Source organism: Polycladomyces abyssicola (assembly GCF_018326425.1).
Taxonomy (GTDB): domain Bacteria; phylum Bacillota; class Bacilli; order Thermoactinomycetales; family JIR-001; genus Polycladomyces; species Polycladomyces abyssicola.
In genome coordinates, this window is the sequence record NZ_AP024601.1 from 1,565,660 (window position 1) to 1,585,216 (window position 19,557).

Sequence of the window (19,557 nt, forward strand, 5' to 3'; positions counted from 1 at the left end):
AAAATATAGCAATAAACAAAAGGAGAGTGATGGGGCATGATGAATCTGGGATTGTTGATTATTCGATTGGTGGTAGGCTTGACGTTTATGGGTCATGGTGCGCAAAAGCTGTTCGGTTGGTTCGGCGGCCATGGGTTGAAAGGAACGGCCGGGTGGATGGAATCGATCGGATTGCGTCCCGGTTGGTGGATGGCGTTGCTGGCCGGTTTGTCTGAGTTGATCGGTGGGGCATTGTTTGCGGCTGGTGTAGGAACGAGTTTAGGAGCGGCGCTGATCGTACTGACCATGTTGGTTGCTATCTTCAAAGTGCACGGGAAAAACGGTTACTGGATCACTGCCGGAGGAATCGAATACAATGTGGTTCTGATTGCGGTGGCAATTGGAGTGGCCTTGATCGGACCCGGTTCCCACGTTTTGATCGGTTAAGGAGGAAAGTAAATTGACCTCTTCTTTGTTCATCGCTCACGGGTCACCGCTCCTTGCCGTGCAGGACATCGAATACACCCGGGACTTGCGACGGTTGGGGGAACAACTGGATCAACCCGAGGCGATCCTCGTATTCACCGCCCATTGGGTAAGCGAGACGCTGACATTGACGGCCACAGATGAGGCCCAGGATACCATCCACGATTTTGGTGGTTTTCCAAAAGAATTGTACGAGATTACTTATCCTGCAAAAGGATCGGTCAATGTCGCCAAAGAAGTGCAGAAGCTGCTACGGGATCACGAGATTGAGGCGATGCTGAATGCACATCGGGGGCTGGATCACGGGGTGTGGGTGATATTGCGCCATATGTACCCGGCGGCCGACATCCCGGTGATTGCGGCTTCCGTCAATCCCTCTCTATCACCTGAGGAGCAGTACCGGATCGGGGCAGCCCTTTCCTCCTTGAAAAGGCGTAACATCCTGATTATCGCCAGTGGCGCCACGGTTCACAATTTCCGTTATATGAACTTTTATGATCAGGGTCAAACCGATGAATGGGCGAAGGAATTTGATGATTGGCTGATCGACCGTATCCGGGAATGGGACACCGTTTCGCTTTTCGATTATCAACACTTGGTACCGCATGCCCTCCGTGCCACATCGGATGCCGAACACTTTTTGCCGCTGTTTATCGCGATGGGAGCCGGTGTTGACAACCGTACGGCTCGGGTGTGCCATCAAAGTTATCAGTACGGTTCATTAAGCCATTTGATTCTGCAGTTTGATTGAGGTGAGGAGCCATGATTCGCATTATTCCATCTGAAGAAAGATATACGGCCGACCATGGTTGGTTAAAGACACGGCACAGTTTCTCGTTTGCGGAGTATTATGACCCAAACAATCTCAATTTCGGGCCGCTCCGTGTGTTTAACGACGACATCGTGCAGCCGGGAAAAGGTTTCGGTATGCATCCCCACGCGGACATGGAAATCATCAGCTATGTGATCGACGGTGTGTTGGAGCACCGGGACAGTATGGGTAACCAAGGTTTGCTCCGCGCCGGTGAGGTACAACGGATGACGGCGGGAACCGGCATTTTTCATTCGGAGTACAATCACTCGCAAGACCGACCGGTCCATTTTCTGCAAATCTGGTTTTATCCTGAACGCAGGGGACTGACTCCTTCCTGGGAACAAGCATCATTTCCTAAAGAAGCGCAACACAACCGGTTACTGCCGGTTGTCTCCGGCACGCCCCGGGAAGGCGCACTGTCGATTCATCAGGATGTCACAGTGTATCTGTCGCAGTTGGATGCGGGGCGTTCATTGACGCATGAACAGGAAGACGGACGCTTGATGTATCTGTTTCTGATCGAAGGTCGGATAAAGTTGAGCGGGGAACATACGTTAAAAACGGGAGATACTGCCCGTATAACTGATCTCTCCAGCATCGAGATCGCTGCTGAGGAAGATGCGCATTTCATGCTGATGGATTTGGCGTCCTTGGATTAAGAGTTCGGTGTGGAGACGAATTTTCCGTTCACCGGTGTCAAAAAGACACCGGTTTTTTGTGTATTGAGAGCATGCCGTCTTCTCTTGTACAATGATGGGAACAGGTAAGGCGTTTTCAGGTGGTTCATCGTATGGTATCATTACAAGCAACCAACATACTTTAGCAATTAGAAGCTAAAAAGCGCGAAAGTGGAGAGGAAGATCACGATGAGGTATTTGACGGCGGGGGAATCGCATGGCCCCCAATTGACGGTGATTATTGAAGGATTGCCGAGCCGTATGCCGTTCTCCAAAGAAAAGGTGGACGAACAGCTGGCCCGGCGCCAAAAAGGATACGGACGCGGACGCCGGATGCAGATCGAGTCCGACCAAGTCCAGGTTCTCTCGGGTGTACGGTTCGGACAAACGACCGGAGCGCCGGTCACGTTAGTGATCGAAAACAAGGACTTCCAGCATTGGCGCAAAATCATGAGCTTGGATCCTGTACCGGAAGAAGCGGAAAAACGGCGAATCTCCCGGCCGCGCCCCGGTCATGCGGATCTCAACGGTGCGATCAAATACAATCATCGGGACATGCGTGATGTGTTGGAACGTTCCAGTGCGAGGGAAACGGCAGCCCGGGTGGCCGCGGGAGCGGTGGCGCGCCAGCTGTTGGAGACGTGCGGCATTCGCATCGCCGGTCATGTGGTGAGCATTGGGGGAGTGACGGCTCAACCGGTGGACTTGCCGCTGGAAGAATGTGTGGCGCGTGCTGAGGCTTCCCCGGTTCGTTGTCTGGACCCGGAGGCTGAAAAGGAAATGATCCGTTTGATCGATGAAGCAAAAAAAGAAGGGGATACCCTGGGCGGCATCGTGGAAGTGATCGTCGAGGGCGTGCCGGTCGGGTTGGGATCGCACGTGCATTGGGATCGGAAGCTGGATGCACGGATCGCCCAGGCAATCGTCAGCATCCAGGCGTTCAAAGGCGTGGAGATCGGTATCGGGTTTGAAGCGGCCCGGTTGAAAGGATCTCAAGTTCATGACGAGATCATGTGGGATGAATCCCGCGGGTATTACCGTCGTACCAACCGTCTCGGCGGATTTGAGGGCGGAATGACGACGGGCGAGCCGATTGTGGTACGCGGTGTGATGAAACCGATCCCTACGCTGTACAAACCACTCAGGAGTGTGGACATCGACAGCAAGGAACCCTTTTTGGCCAGTATCGAGCGCTCGGACAGCTGTGCCGTGCCCGCCGCCTGTGTCGTCGCGGAAAATGTGGTGGCATGGGAAGTGGCCCGGGCGTTGACCGAGAAATTTTCCAGCGACACGATGGATGAATTGCTGGATGAACTGAAGCGGTACAGGGAAAGGGCGGCGAGATTTTGATCATGCGCACGTTGGAAGTGGCGTTGGGCGATCGGTCCTATCCCATCGTGGTTGGTTCCGGTTTGTATGCGGATTTACCCCGTTGGCTTCAACTGCGTCACATCACGCCTGCACATTCTCTGTTGGTCGTGACCGATTCCAGTGTGGCGCCGCATTACGGCAAACGCGTGCTGACACCGTTGGAGTCGGCCGGTTACCGGGTTCAAATGAGCGTGGTGCCGGCGGGAGAGGCTTCCAAAAGTCTGGATCAGTTGTCCCGGCTAGTGGAAGAAGCGATTCGCTTCGGTATGGATCGGGACAGCGCGGTGTTGGCGCTCGGCGGCGGGGTGGTCGGGGATTTGGCCGGGTTTTTAGCGGCTGTTTACATGCGCGGCATCCGGTTTGTGCAACTCCCCACGACGCTGTTGGCGCACGACAGCAGTGTAGGCGGGAAAACCGGGGTCAACCATCCGCTGGGAAAAAATATGATCGGTGCGTTTCATCAGCCTGAATTGGTGTTGTTCGACGTGGATACGCTCGCCACACTGCCAGAACGGGAGCTGGCTTCCGGCTTCGCCGAGGTGATCAAACACGCACTGATCGCTGACGCGGATTTCGCGATGTGGCTGGAGCAACACCATGAAGCGCTGTTGCGGAGGGACCCGACGCTGCTGACGGAAGCGATCGTACGCGGATGCGCCATTAAAGCACAGGTAGTAGCCCGGGACGAACGGGAATCCGGTCTGCGCGCCATTTTGAACTACGGTCACACCATTGGCCATGCGTTGGAGGCGGCGACAGGCTACCGCCGTTGGACGCATGGCGAGGCAGTGGCAATTGGAATGGTGGGGGAAGCGATTTTGGGTGAGCTGGTGGGGACGGCACGGGACGTGTCCGGTTTCACCCGGCGTTTGCTCGCGTTGTACGGTTTGCCCGTCACCTTGGATGAGCCGCTCTCCGATGAGGAATTGCTCACCCTGATGCGCAGGGACAAAAAAGCGCGGCAAGGGGAATACGTGTTTGTTCTACCCAAAGGCATCGGCACGGTGGAAGTGAAAAAAGGTGTCGAGGAGCGTGTGATTCGCGAAGCGTTGCGGCGATTGAAGGAGGAATAAAATGAAGGTGCGAGGCATTCGCGGCGCAACCACGGTGGAAAAAAATGAAGCGGAATCGATTTTGTCCGCGACGGAGGAACTGTTGCGGGAGATGATCCGGCGCAATCAGGCGACACCGGAGGATATTGCCTGCGTGTTCTTCACAGTGACGACCGATTTGAACGCGACGTTTCCGGCGCAGGCGATCCGGTCCATGCCGGGATGGGAGATGGTGCCCTTGCTTTGTGCCAACGAAATTCCAGTGCCGGGAAGTCTGCCGCGCTGCATCCGACTCTTGATGCTGATCAATACGAATCGGGGTCAAGAGGAGATCGAACACGTATATTTGCGCGATGCCCGGGTGCTGCGGCCGGATTTGACGAAAAATGAGTCATTGACACCCGACGGATTCTCCGATACAGTGATGAGTAAGCCGAGTTGAGCCGAGATGGAGACGAGACGGGAAGAGCATAGCAGAGCGGAGCGGAGTGAAAACGAAAACGGACAACTCCGACCAAAGCGCCTCCGCTTTGGTCGTTTTTATTTTCCTCATTGATCCTCCTGTTGCTCCTCTGTTCTCTTCCTGCCGGTCGTCTCGTCAGTTCGCACATCATCGACCGGGGGGATACAGATGCCTGCATTATTGACCCGCGTTGTGGAAGGAAATGATTTGTCACGTGACGAAGCTCGTCATGTGATGGATGAATTGATGAGCGGTCTGTGGGAGCCGGAGCAAGTGGCCGGTTTGCTGACCGCTATGCGCATGAAGGGGGAAACGGCCGAAGAGTTGGCCGGAATGGCAGAAAGTCTTCGCACTCGGGCACTGCGTTGGGAAAAACCTGCTACCGACGCTGTGGACACATGCGGAACGGGCGGCGATGGTGGTCGTACGTTCAACATTTCCACCGCCGCCGCGATTCTCGCCTCCGCTTGCGGGGTGAAGGTGGCCAAACACGGCAACCGGGCCGTCTCATCCAAAAGCGGCAGTGCCGATGTGCTGGAAGCTTTGGGAGTACAGATTTCCACCACACCCGATGCTGCACGCGCCATGTTGGAACAGACGGGGATCTGTTTTCTGTACGCGCCGCTGTATCATCAGGCTATGAGACATGTGATGCCGGCGAGAAAAGCCCTCGGATTTCGCACTTGTTTCAATCTGCTGGGACCGCTGGCCAATCCGGCCGGGGTTCGTCGCCAGTTGGTCGGCGTGTACGACCCTGATTTGACGGAAACGGTCGCTCGCGTATTGCTGATGTTGGGTATTAAAAGGGCCATGGTGGTGGCCGGGATGGACGGCTTGGACGAAATCTCCGTATCCGGCCCGACACGGGTGAGCGAAGTGCGAAACGGTCATGTCCGCACGTATACGATAACACCTGAGGAAATGGGTTTGACCTCTGCACCGCTAGTAGAGGTGGCTGGCGGCGATGCACAAACCAGCGCTGCCTTGATCCGTCGGGTGTTCGCCGGCGAACGGGGGGCGCCACGGGACATCGTCTTGGCCAATGCCGGAGCGGTGCTGTGGGTGGGGGATCAGGTGGGCAGTTTGGACGAAGGTGTGCGGGTGGCCGCCCGGGCGATCGACGAAGGAGCGGCGCTGCGTCAGTTGGAGGAGATGGTTCGGTTTTCGGTGGAGGTGTGCACGCGTGTTTCTTGACAAAATCGTATCAGTGAAACGGGAAGAAGTACAGCGGCTGAAAAACCGCCTGACATCGGAAGATGCGAAACGGGCCGAACGCATGCTGCCCGTTCGATCATTGGCGAAGGCAATGAAGCGGACGGGGGGTGTCCCGGCTTTGATCGCAGAGGTGAAACCGGCTTCGCCTTCGAAGGGTACGATCCGGGAAACGGTCGATCCTGTTCAAATCGCAGCAGGTTATGAACGAGGAGGCGCCGCCGCGATCTCGGTGCTGACCGATGAGACGTTTTTCCGTGGCCGGGCGGATTACCTTACAGCGGTAAAGCAAACGGTCAACATCCCGGTGCTGCGAAAAGATTTCTTGCTGGATGAAAGTCAAGTGGTGGAAAGCCGGCTGATCGGGGCGGATGCGATTCTCCTGATCGCGGCCATTTTGGATGAGGAGCGTTTGGTCTCGTTGTCCCGCAGGGCTCACGAACTGGGTTTGGAAGTGTTGATAGAGGTACACCGGGAAGAGGAATTGGACCGGGCGTTGGCGGCAAGGCCGGACGTATTGGGGGTCAACAACCGAGATCTGCAGACGTTTGTGACGGATTTGGCCACCACGGAACGGTTACGTCCCTTGTTGCCCGACTCGATTCCTGTCATCACCGAAAGTGGCATCGCTTCACCGGAAGATGTGGCACGGGCGGCGGCTTACGGCGTGGACGGCATGCTGGTGGGGGAATCCCTGATGCGGCAGGATGATCCGGAATCAGCGGTACGTGCATTGCTGACGGGGGCGATCTCGTGCGAACATCGGTGAAAATTTGCGGCTTGCAAACGGAAGCGGATGCCGAGACGCTTTACGGCTTGGATGTGGATACGGCAGGTGTCATCCTGGTTCCGGGGCGTAGGCGTACTGTACCGGAAACGCGGTTGCCCCGTTTGTTGGCTGCGCTTCCTCCGTCTGTCAAAGCGGTGGCTGTGTTGCAAAACGCGTCACTTACAGAAGCCGAACGATGGTTGAAGCGGTATCCGTTTTCCGCCGTTCAGTTGCACGGTGACGAATCTCCGGCATATTGCCGCCTGATCAAGGAAACATGCGGTGTGGACGTGATCAAGGCGTTCTCCGTCGATTCGGATGGTCCCTTGCCTGACCCGGATGCCTATGCACAGTGGATTGATACCGCATTGTTCGACTCCGCCGGCGGCGGGTCAGGGCAGTCGTTTTCCTGGGAACGGATTCCCGAGATCCGACGGATTTGGCGGGAAACGCCGTGTGCCGTATGGGTGGCGGGCGGTTTGACGGCGGACAATGTTGAACGACTGGTCACCGAGTATCGTCCCGACGGGGTGGACGTATCCAGCGGTGTGGAGACGAACGGAAGAAAAGACCCCGAAAAAATCCAGGCGTTTGTGGAAAGGGTGAAAGCCGGTGAAAACCGAACTCCCATTGGCAACCCAAGTTGATCAAAACGGCAGATACGGCAGGTTTGGCGGTCGTTTTGTTCCTGAGACATTGATGTACGCGTTAAACGAGTTGGAATCGGCATTTCGGGAAGCGATCGCCGATCCCTCATTTCACGAGGAGTTGCGGACGCTGCTGGAAGAATACTCCGGCCGTCCCACACCACTGACGTATGCCCAGCGGTTGACGGAATATATGGGCGGCGCCCGGCTTTTTTTGAAACGGGAAGATTTGAACCACACGGGTGCACATAAGATCAACAACACGTTGGGTCAGGCGCTCTTGGCCAAACGGATGGGGAAGAGGAAACTGATCGCCGAGACCGGAGCCGGTCAACATGGTGTGGCATCAGCGACGGTTGCCGCCCTGTTGGGGATGGAATGCAAGGTATTCATGGGAGAAGAAGATGTTCGCCGACAACAGTTAAACGTGTTCCGCATGGAGTTGTTGGGGGCGGAAGTGGTACCGGTTCGTTCAGGGACCCGGACGCTCAAGGATGCTACCAGTGAAGCGATCCGTCATTGGGTGACACACGTGGAAGACACGTTTTATATGATCGGTTCGGTAGTGGGGCCGCATCCTTATCCGGAGATGGTGCGCACATTCCAACGGGTCATCGGTGATGAAGCACGGGCGCAGTTTTTGTACCGCGAACACCGACTTCCCGATCATGTGGTGGCCTGCGTCGGTGGCGGAAGCAACGCGATTGGCATGTTTGCCGCGTTTTTGGCGGATCAGGAGGTGCAACTGCACGGAGTGGAAGCGGCCGGTCACGGCCTGTCCACCGGTCGGCATGCGGCGACGCTGTCCCAGGGGAAACCGGGTGTGTTACATGGTTCGTTCAGCTATTTGTTGCAGGATGAACATGGTCAAGTGATACCGGCTCACTCGATCTCCGCCGGGCTGGATTATCCCGGCGTGGGACCGGAACACGCCCATCTGAAGGAGTCCGGACGGGTTCGTTACACTTCGGTCACTGACGAAGAAGCGTTGGATGCGGTTCGCCTGCTCTGCCGGACGGAAGGCATCCTGCCCGCGCTGGAGTCGGCACATGCGGTGGCGGAGGCAGTTCGCCTGGCCCGTACGTTGCCGCGGGAGCAGTCGGTGTTGATCTGCCTGTCGGGACGCGGAGATAAGGACGTGGAGACGATTCGGGCGGAGGAGGCGAAACGGCGATGACGGCCATTGAACAAGCGTTGCGGAAACCGTCAGAGGTCAGATTGATTCCGTTTTTGGTGGCGGGAGATCCCGACCCGGAAACGTCCCTGGATTTGCTCCGCATATTGGACGAAGAAGGGGTGGCTGTGGTCGAATTGGGTGTCCCGTACTCCGATCCGTTGGCCGATGGTCCGGTGATTCAGGAAGCGGCCACCCGGGCGTTGTCCCACGGGATGAATTTGTCTCGAGTGTTGGAATTGGCCAAAACGGCACGCGAGTCGGGTGTGCGTATTCCATTGGTTTTGTTCTCTTATGTGAATCCCTTGATACAGTTGGGTTTTGACCGGTTTGCGAAAAGGGCACGCGAATCAGGAATCGATGGGGTGATCGTTCCAGACCTTCCGGTGGAGGAAAACGAAGCATTGCGTACTGCCTGCGCCGATCAAGGATTGGATGTGATCCCGTTGGTGGCGCCGACGTCGCGGGAACGGGTCCGTATGATCGCCGAGCAGGCGCAGGGATTCGTCTATTGTGTTTCCTCTCTGGGAACGACGGGGATACGGGACGGATTTTCCAAGGACGTTGACGCGTTTTTGGAAGAAGTCCGGCGTGTGAGTCCGGTTCCCACTGCGATCGGATTCGGGATTTCGCGTCCAGAACACGTCCGCCGTTTCTCCCGCCACGCTGATGCCGTCGTGGTGGGCAGCGCGTTGGTGCGCTTGATCGGTGAACGCCGGGAAGCCTTGCAAAATCATGCCACACGGGAACAAGCCCTCGCTGAGATCCGTGAATTTGTCAGGGAGCTCAAAACAGAGTAAGATAGAGAGAAAAACGGCGGGGAGGAAACCATGGTATGAAACCGAAAGCAGCTATCCGCGGTTTGCCTGTGTACCAGCCGGGAAAACCGCTTGAAGAAGTAAAACGGGAACTGGGATTAAAAGAAGTGATCAAGCTGGCATCCAATGAAAATCCGTTCGGTTGCTCGCCGGCGGTGTGGGAATCGCTGGCCGCCGAACGGGAATTTTTTGCCATGTACCCCGAGGGGACGGCGCCTGATTTGCGTCGGGAGCTGGCCCGTCATCTCGGTGTGGACGAAGCCCGTTTGATTTTCGGTAACGGTTCGGACGAAGTCGTCCAGATGTTGGCCCGTGCTTACCTCGAGCCGGGGTGCGAGTCGGTGATGGCGGATCGGACGTTTCCGCGTTACGAGACATTGACGCGGATGGAGGGCGCCACACCGGTGGAAGTGCCGTTGGTTGACGGTACGCATGATCTGGAGGCGATGGCATCGGCTGTGAACGAACGGACACGTATCGTGTGGATTTGCAATCCCAACAATCCGACGGGCACGATTGTGGCTCGGGACGCATTGGTCCGTTTTCTCGACCGGATGCCGGAGCATGTGCTGGTCGTTGTGGATGAGGCTTATTATGAATATGTGACCGATCCTGCGTACCCGGATACGGTATCACTTTTGGATCGCTATCCGCAGTTGTTTATTTTGCGCACGTTTTCCAAGATTTACGGGTTGGCCGCTTTCCGCATCGGTTACGGCATCGGTCACCCGGATGTGGTGACGGAGCTGAACCGCGTTCGCGAACCGTTCAACGTCAACCGTCTGGCGCAACGGGCTGCCCGTGCTGCATTGGCAGACCAGGCGTTCGTGGAGCGCTGCCGCCGTCTCAACCGCGAAGGGGTGGAGACGATCAGCCGCCAGTTGCACGAATGGGGATTGCATCATTTCCCTTCACACGGGAATTTCGTGTTGCTGGATACGGGTAAGCCGGCGGACGAAGTGTTTCAATCGCTTTTGAAACAAGGTATCATCGTCCGTTCCGGAGAGGCGCTCGGCTATCCGACGTACATCCGGGTCACAGTCGGCTCACCTGAACAAAACGCCCGCTTCTTGGACGCATTGGCAGTCTGTCTGGGAAGGCAAAGGAACGAAGTCCGTTGAATCAAGGGAAAGTGACGGTCATCGGGATCGGTCTGATCGGCGGGTCCCTTGCTTTGTGTATCAAGGAGCGGACGGAGTACACGGTTTGCGGCTGTGATGTTTCCGAAAGGTCCTTGGAATTGGCCCGCGCCTCCGGAGTCATTGATGAAGGAACCACGGATTTGGCGGAAGCGGTCAAAGACGCCGATTATCTGTTTTTGGCCGTTCCCGTCGGGCTGATTTCCCGTCTGATGGCACAATTGCGAGAGATGCCGCTTAAACCGGGGTGCATCATTTCGGATGTCGGCAGTACCAAAGGGGAGATCGTCCGGCACGGTCGGGAGCTGAGCCGGGTCGGTGTCACTTTCATCGGCGGGCATCCGATGGCCGGTTCTCACCGCTCAGGCGTTGAAGCGGCTGATCCGTTGCTGTTTGAAAATGCGTATTACATATTGACGCCAACACCGGAAACATCGTTGGTGGATATGCAACGGTTGAGCCGTTTGTTGCAGGTGGCCACACGTGCACAATTGGTCATCATGGATCCGGATCATCATGACCGGGTGGTAGGGGCGATCAGCCATTTGCCGCACGTGATCGCGGCCGGTTTGGTTAACCAGGTGGGGCGCTACAATGAGGAAAACGAGTGGTTCCACCGGTTGGCGGCGGGAGGTTTCCGGGATTTGACGCGCATTGCCGCCAGTCATCCCGTGATGTGGCGGGATATTTTGATGAGCAACCGCCATACGGTGTTGTCGTTAATGGACGACTGGTTGAAGGAGATGCAGCGATTTCGCCAGGCGATTGAAGCGGGTGACGCGCAGGAAGTGGAGGCGTTGTTCGACCGGGCAAGACGCCTGAGAGAGCAGTTGCCCGACAGGAAAAAAGGCATCCTGCTGCGCCCCTATGAATGCTACGTCAATGTCCCCGACCGTCCGGGAATGATCGGAGAAGTGGCGACACTGCTGGGGAAAAACGGCATCAACTTGAGTAACATCGGTGTGATGGAAAACCGTGAGGAAGAAGTCGGTGTGCTCCGATTGTCGTTCCGCACCGAAGAAGATTTGACACAAGCGGTGGCGGTGCTCAAACAGGCCAATTATATAGTGATCGAATAAGTGCGGGAGGGAGAGAACCATGGACATCATCCGATCCACCCCCAAACGGCCGTTTCACCAATCGGTCCGGGTGCCGGGGGATAAGTCCATCAGCCATCGCGGGGTGATGTTTGGAGCCATCGCGCAGGGGACTACGCGGGTGGAAGGTTTTTTGCCTGGAGCAGACTGTCTCAGTACCATCGCGTGTTTCCGTCGGTTGGGCGTGGAGATCGAACGGGAGACCCCCACGACGGTACTGATCAAAGGGAAGGGATGGGAAGGCTTGCGCGAGCCGGCCCAATGGTTGGATGTGGGCAATTCCGGTACGACCATCCGCCTCATGCTCGGTATTTTGGCTGGACGCCCGTTTTTCTCCGCTGTGGCCGGGGATGATTCCATTGCGCGCCGTCCGATGGGACGTGTAGTGCAACCGTTGCGGGAGATGGGAGCGTTCATTGACGGCCGGGAGGGTGGTTCGTTTACGCCGCTCGCTGTTCGCGGAGGGCATTTGAAGGGAATTGAGCACGTGAGCCGGGTAGCCAGCGCTCAAGTGAAATCGTGTCTCCTGCTGGCCGGTCTACAGGCGGAAGGAACGACGGTGGTGCGGGAACCGGCTGTTTCCAGGGATCATACGGAGCGGATGCTCCAGGCTTTCGGTGTGGATCTGGAAGCCGAGCCCGGTCGGGTGGCCGTCAAGGGAGGTCAATCGTTGACAGGTCAATACGTCCGGGTACCCGGTGATGTTTCGTCGGCGGCGTTCATTTGGTCGGCAGCGCTGATGGTGCCGGGCAGTCGTGTGAAGGTGCGGGATGTGGGACTCAACCCGACCCGAACCGGCATCTTGGATGTGTTCCGCATGATGGGTGCCGAAGTGTTGGTGGAGCCGAAAGGGAAATGGTGCGGTGAACCAGTCGGGGATGTGACGGTGTCAGCGGACGGTCTTCGTGCCGTTGAAGTGGGAGGCGATCTCATCCCGCGCTTGATTGACGAAATCCCGGTATTGGCCGTAGTGGCTACTCAGGCGGAAGGGACGACGATCATCAAGGATGCAGCCGAACTGAAGGTGAAGGAGACGAACCGTATCGCCACCACGACGACGGAGTTGCGCAAATTGGGCGCCCAAGTGGAGGAGACGGACGATGGTTTGATCATCTACGGTCCAACCCGTTTAAAAGGCGGCGTCTGCGACAGCCACGGCGACCACCGTATCGGGATGGCGATGGCGATCGCCGGTCTGGCGGCCTCGGATGAAGTGACCGTGCGAAATGCGACTGCCATCGATGTGTCTTTCCCTGGTTTCGCCGAACTTCTGGAACAATTGGGAGCATAACGGGCAAAGCTTGGGATTGATTCGGGAACTCAGCTGATTCGGGTGCACCTTTTTCCTCTCGATCTATTTCGCCAGCTCAAAGGTCTCTCATGGGAAAAAGGTCACCCTTCTTTTTCCCGACCCCTGAAGTGCCAGTTCGAACAGCCGGCTGGGAGCGCATCCCCATACTTCCTGTGGGATGATATCCCGCCCCGAATCTCTCCGTTGGTTGTGGCAGTTTTGTATGATTGACTCTCTCGTTTTAGAAAACAGAAAATTAGGAATTACCTGTTGACCTTCCTATATGGTATGCTATAATGAAAGTACAGTATGGTTTCTCTCCACTCCTATCCATTGGTGCACGTTCTGTGCCTGCCGCCGTAAGGCGGTTCTTTTTTTGTCCCATTTTTCATACATCTGTGGCAGGGGAGGGAGTCGGATGAAAGAGAAACCGCATATGTGGGTGATGGAAGCGGTCTTTGCCATCGGTATGCTGCTTTTGTTGAAAAAATGGGTGTTTCCCTTTCTCATATGGCAGTGGTTCGGTTCGGGTGATTCGGCCTCCAATATGCTGATCGGTACGCATATTGCTGTCGCCGTGGTAACCGTGATGGTGTATGTGGGGTTGGGCTCCGTTTCCAACCAGGTATATGGTTTGTCGTTGGCTTCGGTATTGGCGATGGATACGCTGTTGCATGCCGTCTTTTTTGTCCCCTTATTGCCTTGGACGGCCACCATCCGTGAAAGCTGGACTGGCTTGTTGGGGGATGGTGTGCACCTGTTCCTGCCGGATATCCGTCTTTCCTCCCTGGCAACGTGGATGGTGTGTACAGGCTTGATGACGATCGGGCGGGTGTTGCGTGTGCGTGAAACGGAAGAGGTGGAAAAACACCATAAAAGGTTCCAAATTGCTATCGACTCTTTACCAGCGAATGAAGAGAACCGTTTCTGGTCGAAGCGTATGTAGTAGAAGGAGGGGCAATACCGGCAGGCTGTAATCAATCGCTCCACCTGTACCTTGTAGGGAAGCGGGTCTTGGCCGCTCCGAACCAGGTAGCGCAGGACACGGCCTCGATATATTTTGTTCCGATCGATTAACCGGCACGGAGACAAGATCGCACGAAGAATCGTGCGATTTTTTTATCTCCGAAATTCATAAACAAGTTTGCTTCACAAACCGACTCCCACTCTATATCAACCTCACGCTAACCAGGCGTGACGAAACACAGCATTTATAAAGAATGGTCGGACGTGTAAGGTTCACCGATTTCGTCCATGATAAGGAGTAGGAAAAAGTTGGGATGGAGGGATCGTGGTGAACCTGGCGGATTTGCTGACTTACGCGGATATCGAACAATTACGGCGTATGCAGGAGCATTATGGGGTGGATGGCGATGCTCATTCCAAACATCATCTGATCTGTTCGTTGCTTCGCTATTTGGGGAGTTCTTCCGTTTTGATCGCGTTGGTGCGCGGGATGGAAGAGGAGGAGCGGCGTTTTTTGCAGTTGCTCTGCCTTGATTCCCGGGAAGTGTACAGCATGGAAGACTTGCTGAGCAAAGAGCGGATGGCGTGGGGAAAAACCGAGGGGAAACCGCGCGAATTGGTGGGCAAAGGATTGCGGTCAGGTTGGCTGTTTCCCGGAGTTACGTCCGATTCCCGCCAATTGTATCGGGTGCCTCTCGATTTTCGGCAACGTGTGATGCGCGTAATGGCGGAACTGAAACGGCAGTCGCTATCCAGTGATCAACCTGAACCGACGGTCTACCGGGATGAACAAGGATTGATCCAACAGGATCTGAACCGGTTTTTGTCTTTTGTTTCTCAACATATCGTCCAATTGACATCTGATGGTGCGATCTACCGGCAACAGCAACGCCAGTTGTTGGCACAATTTGCGGTTCGCGAAGAACCGATTATGAAAAAGGGATACCGGTTCGGTTTTGGGCGTCGCTATCATCAATATCCGGACCGTTTTTCCCTGATTTACGATTATGCGTATTATCAGGGATATATCGCGGAAGAATTGGACGGATACCTTCGTTTAACGGAACTGGGTGCGGGGAAAATAGTAACTGAATGTACCGATGAAGTAACTGAGATGATCCGCTTCTGGATTCGTCTGTATCGACACCCGTTACCCTATTTGCCGGTGTTGATCCGGTGGGTCGATTTACTGGCAGGTGACCGTTGGATGTCATCGTCCGATCTCCTTCTCGCTCTGGAAGGGTGGGTACACGATTACTACTATGAGACGAGAGAACAATTATTTCACCGTCTGTTGAAAATGATGCTTTATTTGGGGCTGGTGCGCTTGGGTGAAGGCTCCGGTGGTGGTTGGCTGGTTCGTACGACACCGTTGGGACGTCGCTTTTTGGAACAAGGTTCCGGCTTGGGTGAACAGGAGATTGAAGAAGATTTTTTTCGTCCTTCTCACTCTCGGTAATTTTCGCTTGTCGGAAGGAAACTTACCGGTTCCCATGGAATAAATAAAATAACAAGATATCTCAATTTTCAATCGCGGGATGGGGGGATGAACGATGAGCGACTGCGTGACGGCATCCGAGAAAAAAGAGTTCATCGAGTGGTTTTTGACCCACTATGAGCTCCAGAAACGGGAGGCTTCCTGGTTGCTTTGCTATCTTTCCTCGGAAGAGCGATTGCTCCAACGGGTTCATTTTGTCGACAATTTACGCGGTTTGCCCAAGACTTTGTTGATCTCCACAAGATGTTCCCAAATGCCCGCGTTTCGGTTCCAAAAGAATCGGAGGGTGCATACCGACGTCGAAACGGCGTTTTATGATATCCGTTCCTATCCCGATGAAGAAATCTACATCGGACTGAGCTTCAAAGGCAGGGCAACCTGTCCCGAATATGCCGCTGTATTGGAGGGAAATCCCATGGAAAAACCAGACTTGGTTCAAGAGCCCATGTTGAGTCTGATGGCGGAGATGATCCTCGATAAAGCGGTGCAGGAATTTCAAAAGAAACACCTTTATCGTCAAATTGATCAGGCGTTGGCCGAAGGAAATAAAGCGGCGTTTTTACAGCTGACAGAAGAATGGAAGAACCTGCTGGAATTCAATCGCTAACTTCGATATAATGCTCGGCGGAAGCCGAGCAATTTTTTGTTGGAGGGAAATCGATGAAGTGGAGTCAATTGGATGCGACCGAATGGAGGCGGTATGCTCCTTTTTTGGATACGCTGCTTCTGCCGGTCTTCCGGCTGCGGTTAGAGGAGAAACAACCGAAGCTGGAAGAGGCATTGGGGATCAGTGCGGTGGCGGACCATCTGGAGCAGTCGTTGACGGGGCGGGTGCTGCTTTTGCCGCCGATTCCGTACAGCGGCACCAGTCCGAAGACATTACAAGCTTATGTGGAGAGTGTTCTGACACAATTGGGAGATTCCCTGTTTCACCATCTGATTCTGATCGTACCGGAGGATCTGGCAGAAGAGTGGGAAGAGATTCAAAGTCCTGATCCCATCACGATGTTGCTGGCCGGAGTAGCCGTGCACAAGTTGGTGTCGGATCAAGACATTCAAGCGGAAACGAAACATTTGCAGGATCGCATCGTCCGGCTTTGGCAAACGGGATCAACTGAATGAAGAGAGCGAATCAGGGAAACAGTATAGAAAGAAAGCATGGAAAACGTTACACCTTTTTAACGATTCGGTCATCAAGCGATACGGAAGACTCCGAATTCTTGACATTCAATGAGACGGTTGGCTATCATGGATATGTCCTAGTAAGCTAGATGGTTCCGGTCCGGTGGACGTTTAACCCGCATAGAGGGAGGTCGGACGAGTCGTGAGCAAAGAACAGGGACGGCAGAAATCCGGTGTGTCCCGCCGTCAGTTTCTTACATACACGTTGGCGGGTACAGCCGGTTTTCTTGCCTCAGGCGTGTTGTTCCCGATGGTGCGCTTTGCCATCGATCCCATGCTGAAAAAGGGAGAAGGCAGTCAGTTCGTAGAAGTCGGTGACTTGAATGAGTTTAGCGAAGAACCTCGGGCTGTCACATTCAAGGTCCACCGGAAGGATGGTTGGTACGAACCCAAAGAAGGGGAAACGCTTACCGCGTGGATTCGGAAATCACCGAACGGCGAAATTCTGGCGCTTTCTCCGATTTGCAAGCACTTGGGATGCACCGTGATGTGGAACGGGAACCCGCAATTTAAGAATCAGTATTTCTGCCCCTGTCACTTCGGGCGCTACGACGAGAACGGGGTCAACATCCCAGGAACACCGCCGCCGGCGCCGTTGGACACCTATGAAACCAAGGTGGAAAACGGCAAGTTGTATCTCGGCAAGATTAAACCGCGAAGCGGGGTGTAGGCAAGAATGTTGCGAAGCATGTACGAATGGTTGGACCGTCGGCTGGACATCACTCCGCTGTGGCGTGACGTGGCCGACCACGAGGTTCCGGAGCATGTGAACCCGGCTCACCATTTCTCAGCTTTTATTTATTGCTTTGGTGGGTTAACCTTTTTTATTGTCGTGATTCAGATTTTGTCCGGTATGTTCTTGGCCCTCTATTACGTGCCGGATATTGTGAACGCTCACGCGAGTGTGAAATATTTGCAGACCGAAGTGGCCTTCGGGTCCATCGTCCGGGGAATGCATCACTGGGGAGCCAGTGTGGCGATCGTGATGCTGTTCCTTCACACCCTGCGCGTCTTTTTTACCGGAGCGTACAAAAATCCCCGTGAGTTCAACTGGGTGATCGGGATGCTGATCTTCTTCGTGATGTTGGGGCTCGGCTTTACCGGTTACCTGTTGCCTTGGGACAATAAGGCGTATTTCGCCACCAAAGTAGGGGTGCAAATCGCGGCATCGGTTCCTTTTATCGGCCCGTACATCGCCACGTTCCTGCAAGGGGGAGACATCGTCGGAGCGCAAACGCTCGCTCGATTCTTCGCACTGCACGTATTCTTCCTCCCTGCGGTCCTGCTGGCTCTCTTGGGTGCTCACTTCCTGCTGATCCGGAGACAAGGAATTTCCGGGCCGCTATAATGCTCACGCGTTAGGGGGGAAAATCATTGGCACATCAACATGGTGAGGGCGACAAAGAAATCATCTATGTAGGCGATTCGCGCATTCGTGCCAATCGCCCGAAGATGTATCCGAAAGATTACTCCGAGTACCCCGGGAAAACAGAACCGTTTTTTCCAAACTTTTTGTTGAAGGAATGGATGGTTGCGGTTGTCGTCCTCGTGGGATTTATGTCGGCTGTCATGGCTGAAGAGCCACCGCTTGGTGATCTAGCTGATCCGACCAATACCAGCTTTATCCCGGTGCCGGATTGGTACTTCCTGTTCTTGTACCAACTGCTGAAGTTTAAATGGGCAGGCGGACCTTACGTTGTCATCGGTACCGTGATTTTGCCCGGTATCGCGTTTACCGCACTGCTTTTGGCTCCGTGGCTGGATCGCAGTCCGGAACGTCGTCCGTTGCGTCGACCAGTCGCGACGGGGCTCATGTTGCTCGCACTGGTCGCCACCGTCGTTCTGACCTGGGCGGCATATGATGAGCACGAGAAACAGCTCGCCACCCAGCCGCCGCCGGTTCAATTGGGTGGTCCGAAAGGTTCCATCGTGGCTCCCAATGATCCCGGTTACGAAATTTACAAGCGGCAGGCCTGCGTGCAGTGTCACGGAGAAAAACTACAGGGGGTAAACGGTCCGACCCTAATCGGTGTGGGAAAACGTCACAACAAGGAAGAGATTATCAAAATCATGAACGAAGGTCTTGGGCCGATGCCGCCCGGCATGTTCCAAGGAACGGAAGCCGAAAAGGAAAAGCTGGCCGAATGGCTGGCGAAACAGAAATAATAAGGGAAGAGTCTAAAAAGGTGGTCGTCATGATCACCTTTTTTGCTACTTAACACGATGAAACAGACAGGGTGAAACGGTATGAAGGTTTGGTGGCGTTTTTGGATGGAGCAAATGGATCGACGGTGGTTTTTGTGGAGCATGCTGGTGATCAATGCGCTTGGCTCCGTATACGGCTTTTATTGGTACCATTTGCAGTTGGAGATGACAGAGGGCTGGCTGAAGTTGTTCGTACCGGACAGTCCCACAGCCAGCACACTGTTCACATTGGTGCTGCTGTTGTATATCATGGGGCGTCGCAGTCCGCTTTTGGAAGCATTAGCGGCAGTGACGCTGTTTAAATACGGAATTTGGGCGGTGGCGATGATTCTCTTGAGCGCATGGGTGGCGCCGGCTCCTTTCTTTCAGGCGTTGCACTGGACGGACTGGATGCTGATGACGTCTCATTTGGGAATGGCGGCGGAAGCGGTGTTGTACAGCCGATTTTTTACATACCGACTGTTTCATCTGGTTCTGGCTGGAGTTTGGGTGTTACTCAACGATGTGCTTGATTACGGGTTGGATATCCATCCTTGGTTACCGCCCTGGCTGCAACATTGGGATCACCCGATCGCTGTTTTTACGGTAGGATTGAGCGTGATCAGCCTGGTGTTGTTCGCTCGTCTGGGTCTGAGCGAACGACAGGAGCGCAAATGGGATTTGGTCCGGTTGTTTGATCGTCGACAGTGAACGCGCCCAAACGAAAACTTAACGAAG

General features: G+C 54.9%; 22 protein-coding genes. All 22 read left to right on the forward strand.

The window, feature by feature from the left end; all coding sequences use genetic code 11:
- Positions 1-36 precede the first annotated feature (36 nt).
- The 22 genes from KI215_RS07830 to KI215_RS07935 all read left to right on the forward strand — a co-directional run bounded on the left by KI215_RS07830 (position 37) and on the right by KI215_RS07935 (position 19,530).
- Positions 37-426 carry a DoxX family protein gene (locus KI215_RS07830; RefSeq protein WP_212774957.1) on the forward strand — a complete coding sequence of 130 codons (390 nt, stop codon included), beginning with the start codon at positions 37-39 and terminating at the stop codon, positions 424-426.
- Positions 427-439: 13 nt separating this feature from the next.
- Entirely contained in the window at positions 440-1,216 is a 777-nt protein-coding gene (locus KI215_RS07835; RefSeq protein ID WP_212774958.1) for a DODA-type extradiol aromatic ring-opening family dioxygenase, read from the forward strand.
- 11 nt (positions 1,217-1,227) lie between these two features.
- A complete protein-coding gene (locus KI215_RS07840) occupies positions 1,228-1,938 on the forward strand; it encodes a pirin family protein (RefSeq protein WP_212774959.1) in 711 nt (236 codons plus the stop codon).
- A 207-nt stretch (positions 1,939-2,145) separates the two neighbouring features.
- On the forward strand, positions 2,146-3,306 hold the full coding sequence (gene aroC, locus KI215_RS07845) for a chorismate synthase (protein ID WP_212774960.1): 1,161 nt from the start codon (positions 2,146-2,148) through the stop codon (positions 3,304-3,306).
- Positions 3,307-3,308: 2 nt separating this feature from the next.
- Positions 3,309-4,400, forward strand: a complete 1,092-nt coding sequence (aroB, locus tag KI215_RS07850) for a 3-dehydroquinate synthase (RefSeq protein WP_212775118.1) — start codon at positions 3,309-3,311, stop codon at positions 4,398-4,400.
- A gap of 1 nt (position 4,401) precedes the next feature.
- Entirely contained in the window at positions 4,402-4,821 is a 420-nt protein-coding gene (aroH, locus tag KI215_RS07855) for a chorismate mutase (RefSeq protein ID WP_212774961.1), read from the forward strand.
- Between the two features lie 189 nt (positions 4,822-5,010).
- A complete protein-coding gene (gene trpD / locus KI215_RS07860; RefSeq protein WP_212774962.1) occupies positions 5,011-6,036 on the forward strand; it encodes an anthranilate phosphoribosyltransferase in 1,026 nt (341 codons plus the stop codon).
- Positions 6,026-6,823, forward strand: coding sequence for an indole-3-glycerol phosphate synthase TrpC (gene trpC, locus KI215_RS07865; protein WP_212774963.1), 798 nt, complete (start codon positions 6,026-6,028; stop codon positions 6,821-6,823). Before trpD ends, trpC begins: the two co-directional genes overlap by 11 nt.
- The gene (locus KI215_RS07870; RefSeq protein WP_212774964.1) at positions 6,808-7,470 is read left to right on the forward strand and encodes a phosphoribosylanthranilate isomerase; all 663 of its coding nucleotides are present in this window, start codon (positions 6,808-6,810) and stop codon (positions 7,468-7,470) included. Before trpC ends, KI215_RS07870 begins: the two co-directional genes overlap by 16 nt.
- Positions 7,436-8,647 carry a tryptophan synthase subunit beta gene (gene trpB, locus KI215_RS07875; RefSeq protein WP_246512244.1) on the forward strand — a complete coding sequence of 404 codons (1,212 nt, stop codon included), beginning with the start codon at positions 7,436-7,438 and terminating at the stop codon, positions 8,645-8,647. Before KI215_RS07870 ends, trpB begins: the two co-directional genes overlap by 35 nt.
- A complete protein-coding gene (trpA, locus tag KI215_RS07880; RefSeq protein ID WP_212774965.1) occupies positions 8,644-9,444 on the forward strand; it encodes a tryptophan synthase subunit alpha in 801 nt (266 codons plus the stop codon). Before trpB ends, trpA begins: the two co-directional genes overlap by 4 nt.
- 35 nt (positions 9,445-9,479) lie before the next feature.
- Positions 9,480-10,583 (forward strand): histidinol-phosphate transaminase, encoded by a 1,104-nt coding sequence (gene hisC / locus KI215_RS07885; protein WP_212774966.1) that lies wholly within the window; start codon positions 9,480-9,482, stop codon positions 10,581-10,583.
- Positions 10,580-11,680 (forward strand): prephenate dehydrogenase, encoded by a 1,101-nt coding sequence (locus KI215_RS07890; protein WP_212774967.1) that lies wholly within the window; start codon positions 10,580-10,582, stop codon positions 11,678-11,680. Before hisC ends, KI215_RS07890 begins: the two co-directional genes overlap by 4 nt.
- A 28-nt stretch (positions 11,681-11,708) precedes the next feature.
- Positions 11,709-12,989, forward strand: coding sequence for a 3-phosphoshikimate 1-carboxyvinyltransferase (gene aroA / locus KI215_RS07895; protein WP_420830188.1), 1,281 nt, complete (start codon positions 11,709-11,711; stop codon positions 12,987-12,989).
- Between the two features lie 418 nt (positions 12,990-13,407).
- Positions 13,408-13,935, forward strand: coding sequence for a hypothetical protein (locus tag KI215_RS07900; RefSeq protein ID WP_212774969.1), 528 nt, complete (start codon positions 13,408-13,410; stop codon positions 13,933-13,935).
- A 348-nt stretch (positions 13,936-14,283) separates the two neighbouring features.
- Positions 14,284-15,414 (forward strand): hypothetical protein, encoded by a 1,131-nt coding sequence (locus tag KI215_RS07905; protein ID WP_212774970.1) that lies wholly within the window; start codon positions 14,284-14,286, stop codon positions 15,412-15,414.
- A gap of 94 nt (positions 15,415-15,508) precedes the next feature.
- The gene (locus KI215_RS07910; protein ID WP_212774971.1) at positions 15,509-16,060 is read left to right on the forward strand and encodes a ReoY family proteolytic degradation factor; all 552 of its coding nucleotides are present in this window, start codon (positions 15,509-15,511) and stop codon (positions 16,058-16,060) included.
- A 53-nt stretch (positions 16,061-16,113) separates the two neighbouring features.
- Positions 16,114-16,575, forward strand: a complete 462-nt coding sequence (locus KI215_RS07915; RefSeq protein WP_212774972.1) for a DUF2487 family protein — start codon at positions 16,114-16,116, stop codon at positions 16,573-16,575.
- 202 nt (positions 16,576-16,777) lie between these two features.
- The gene (locus tag KI215_RS07920) at positions 16,778-17,305 is read left to right on the forward strand and encodes a QcrA and Rieske domain-containing protein (RefSeq protein ID WP_246512245.1); all 528 of its coding nucleotides are present in this window, start codon (positions 16,778-16,780) and stop codon (positions 17,303-17,305) included.
- Positions 17,306-17,311: 6 nt separating this feature from the next.
- Positions 17,312-17,983, forward strand: a complete 672-nt coding sequence (qcrB, locus tag KI215_RS07925; RefSeq protein WP_212774973.1) for a menaquinol-cytochrome c reductase cytochrome b subunit — start codon at positions 17,312-17,314, stop codon at positions 17,981-17,983.
- Between the two features lie 26 nt (positions 17,984-18,009).
- The gene (locus tag KI215_RS07930; RefSeq protein WP_246512246.1) at positions 18,010-18,801 is read left to right on the forward strand and encodes a menaquinol-cytochrome c reductase cytochrome b/c subunit; all 792 of its coding nucleotides are present in this window, start codon (positions 18,010-18,012) and stop codon (positions 18,799-18,801) included.
- An 81-nt stretch (positions 18,802-18,882) separates the two neighbouring features.
- On the forward strand, positions 18,883-19,530 hold the full coding sequence (locus tag KI215_RS07935) for a DUF1405 domain-containing protein (protein ID WP_212774974.1): 648 nt from the start codon (positions 18,883-18,885) through the stop codon (positions 19,528-19,530).
- The last annotated feature ends 27 nt before the right edge of the window (positions 19,531-19,557 follow it).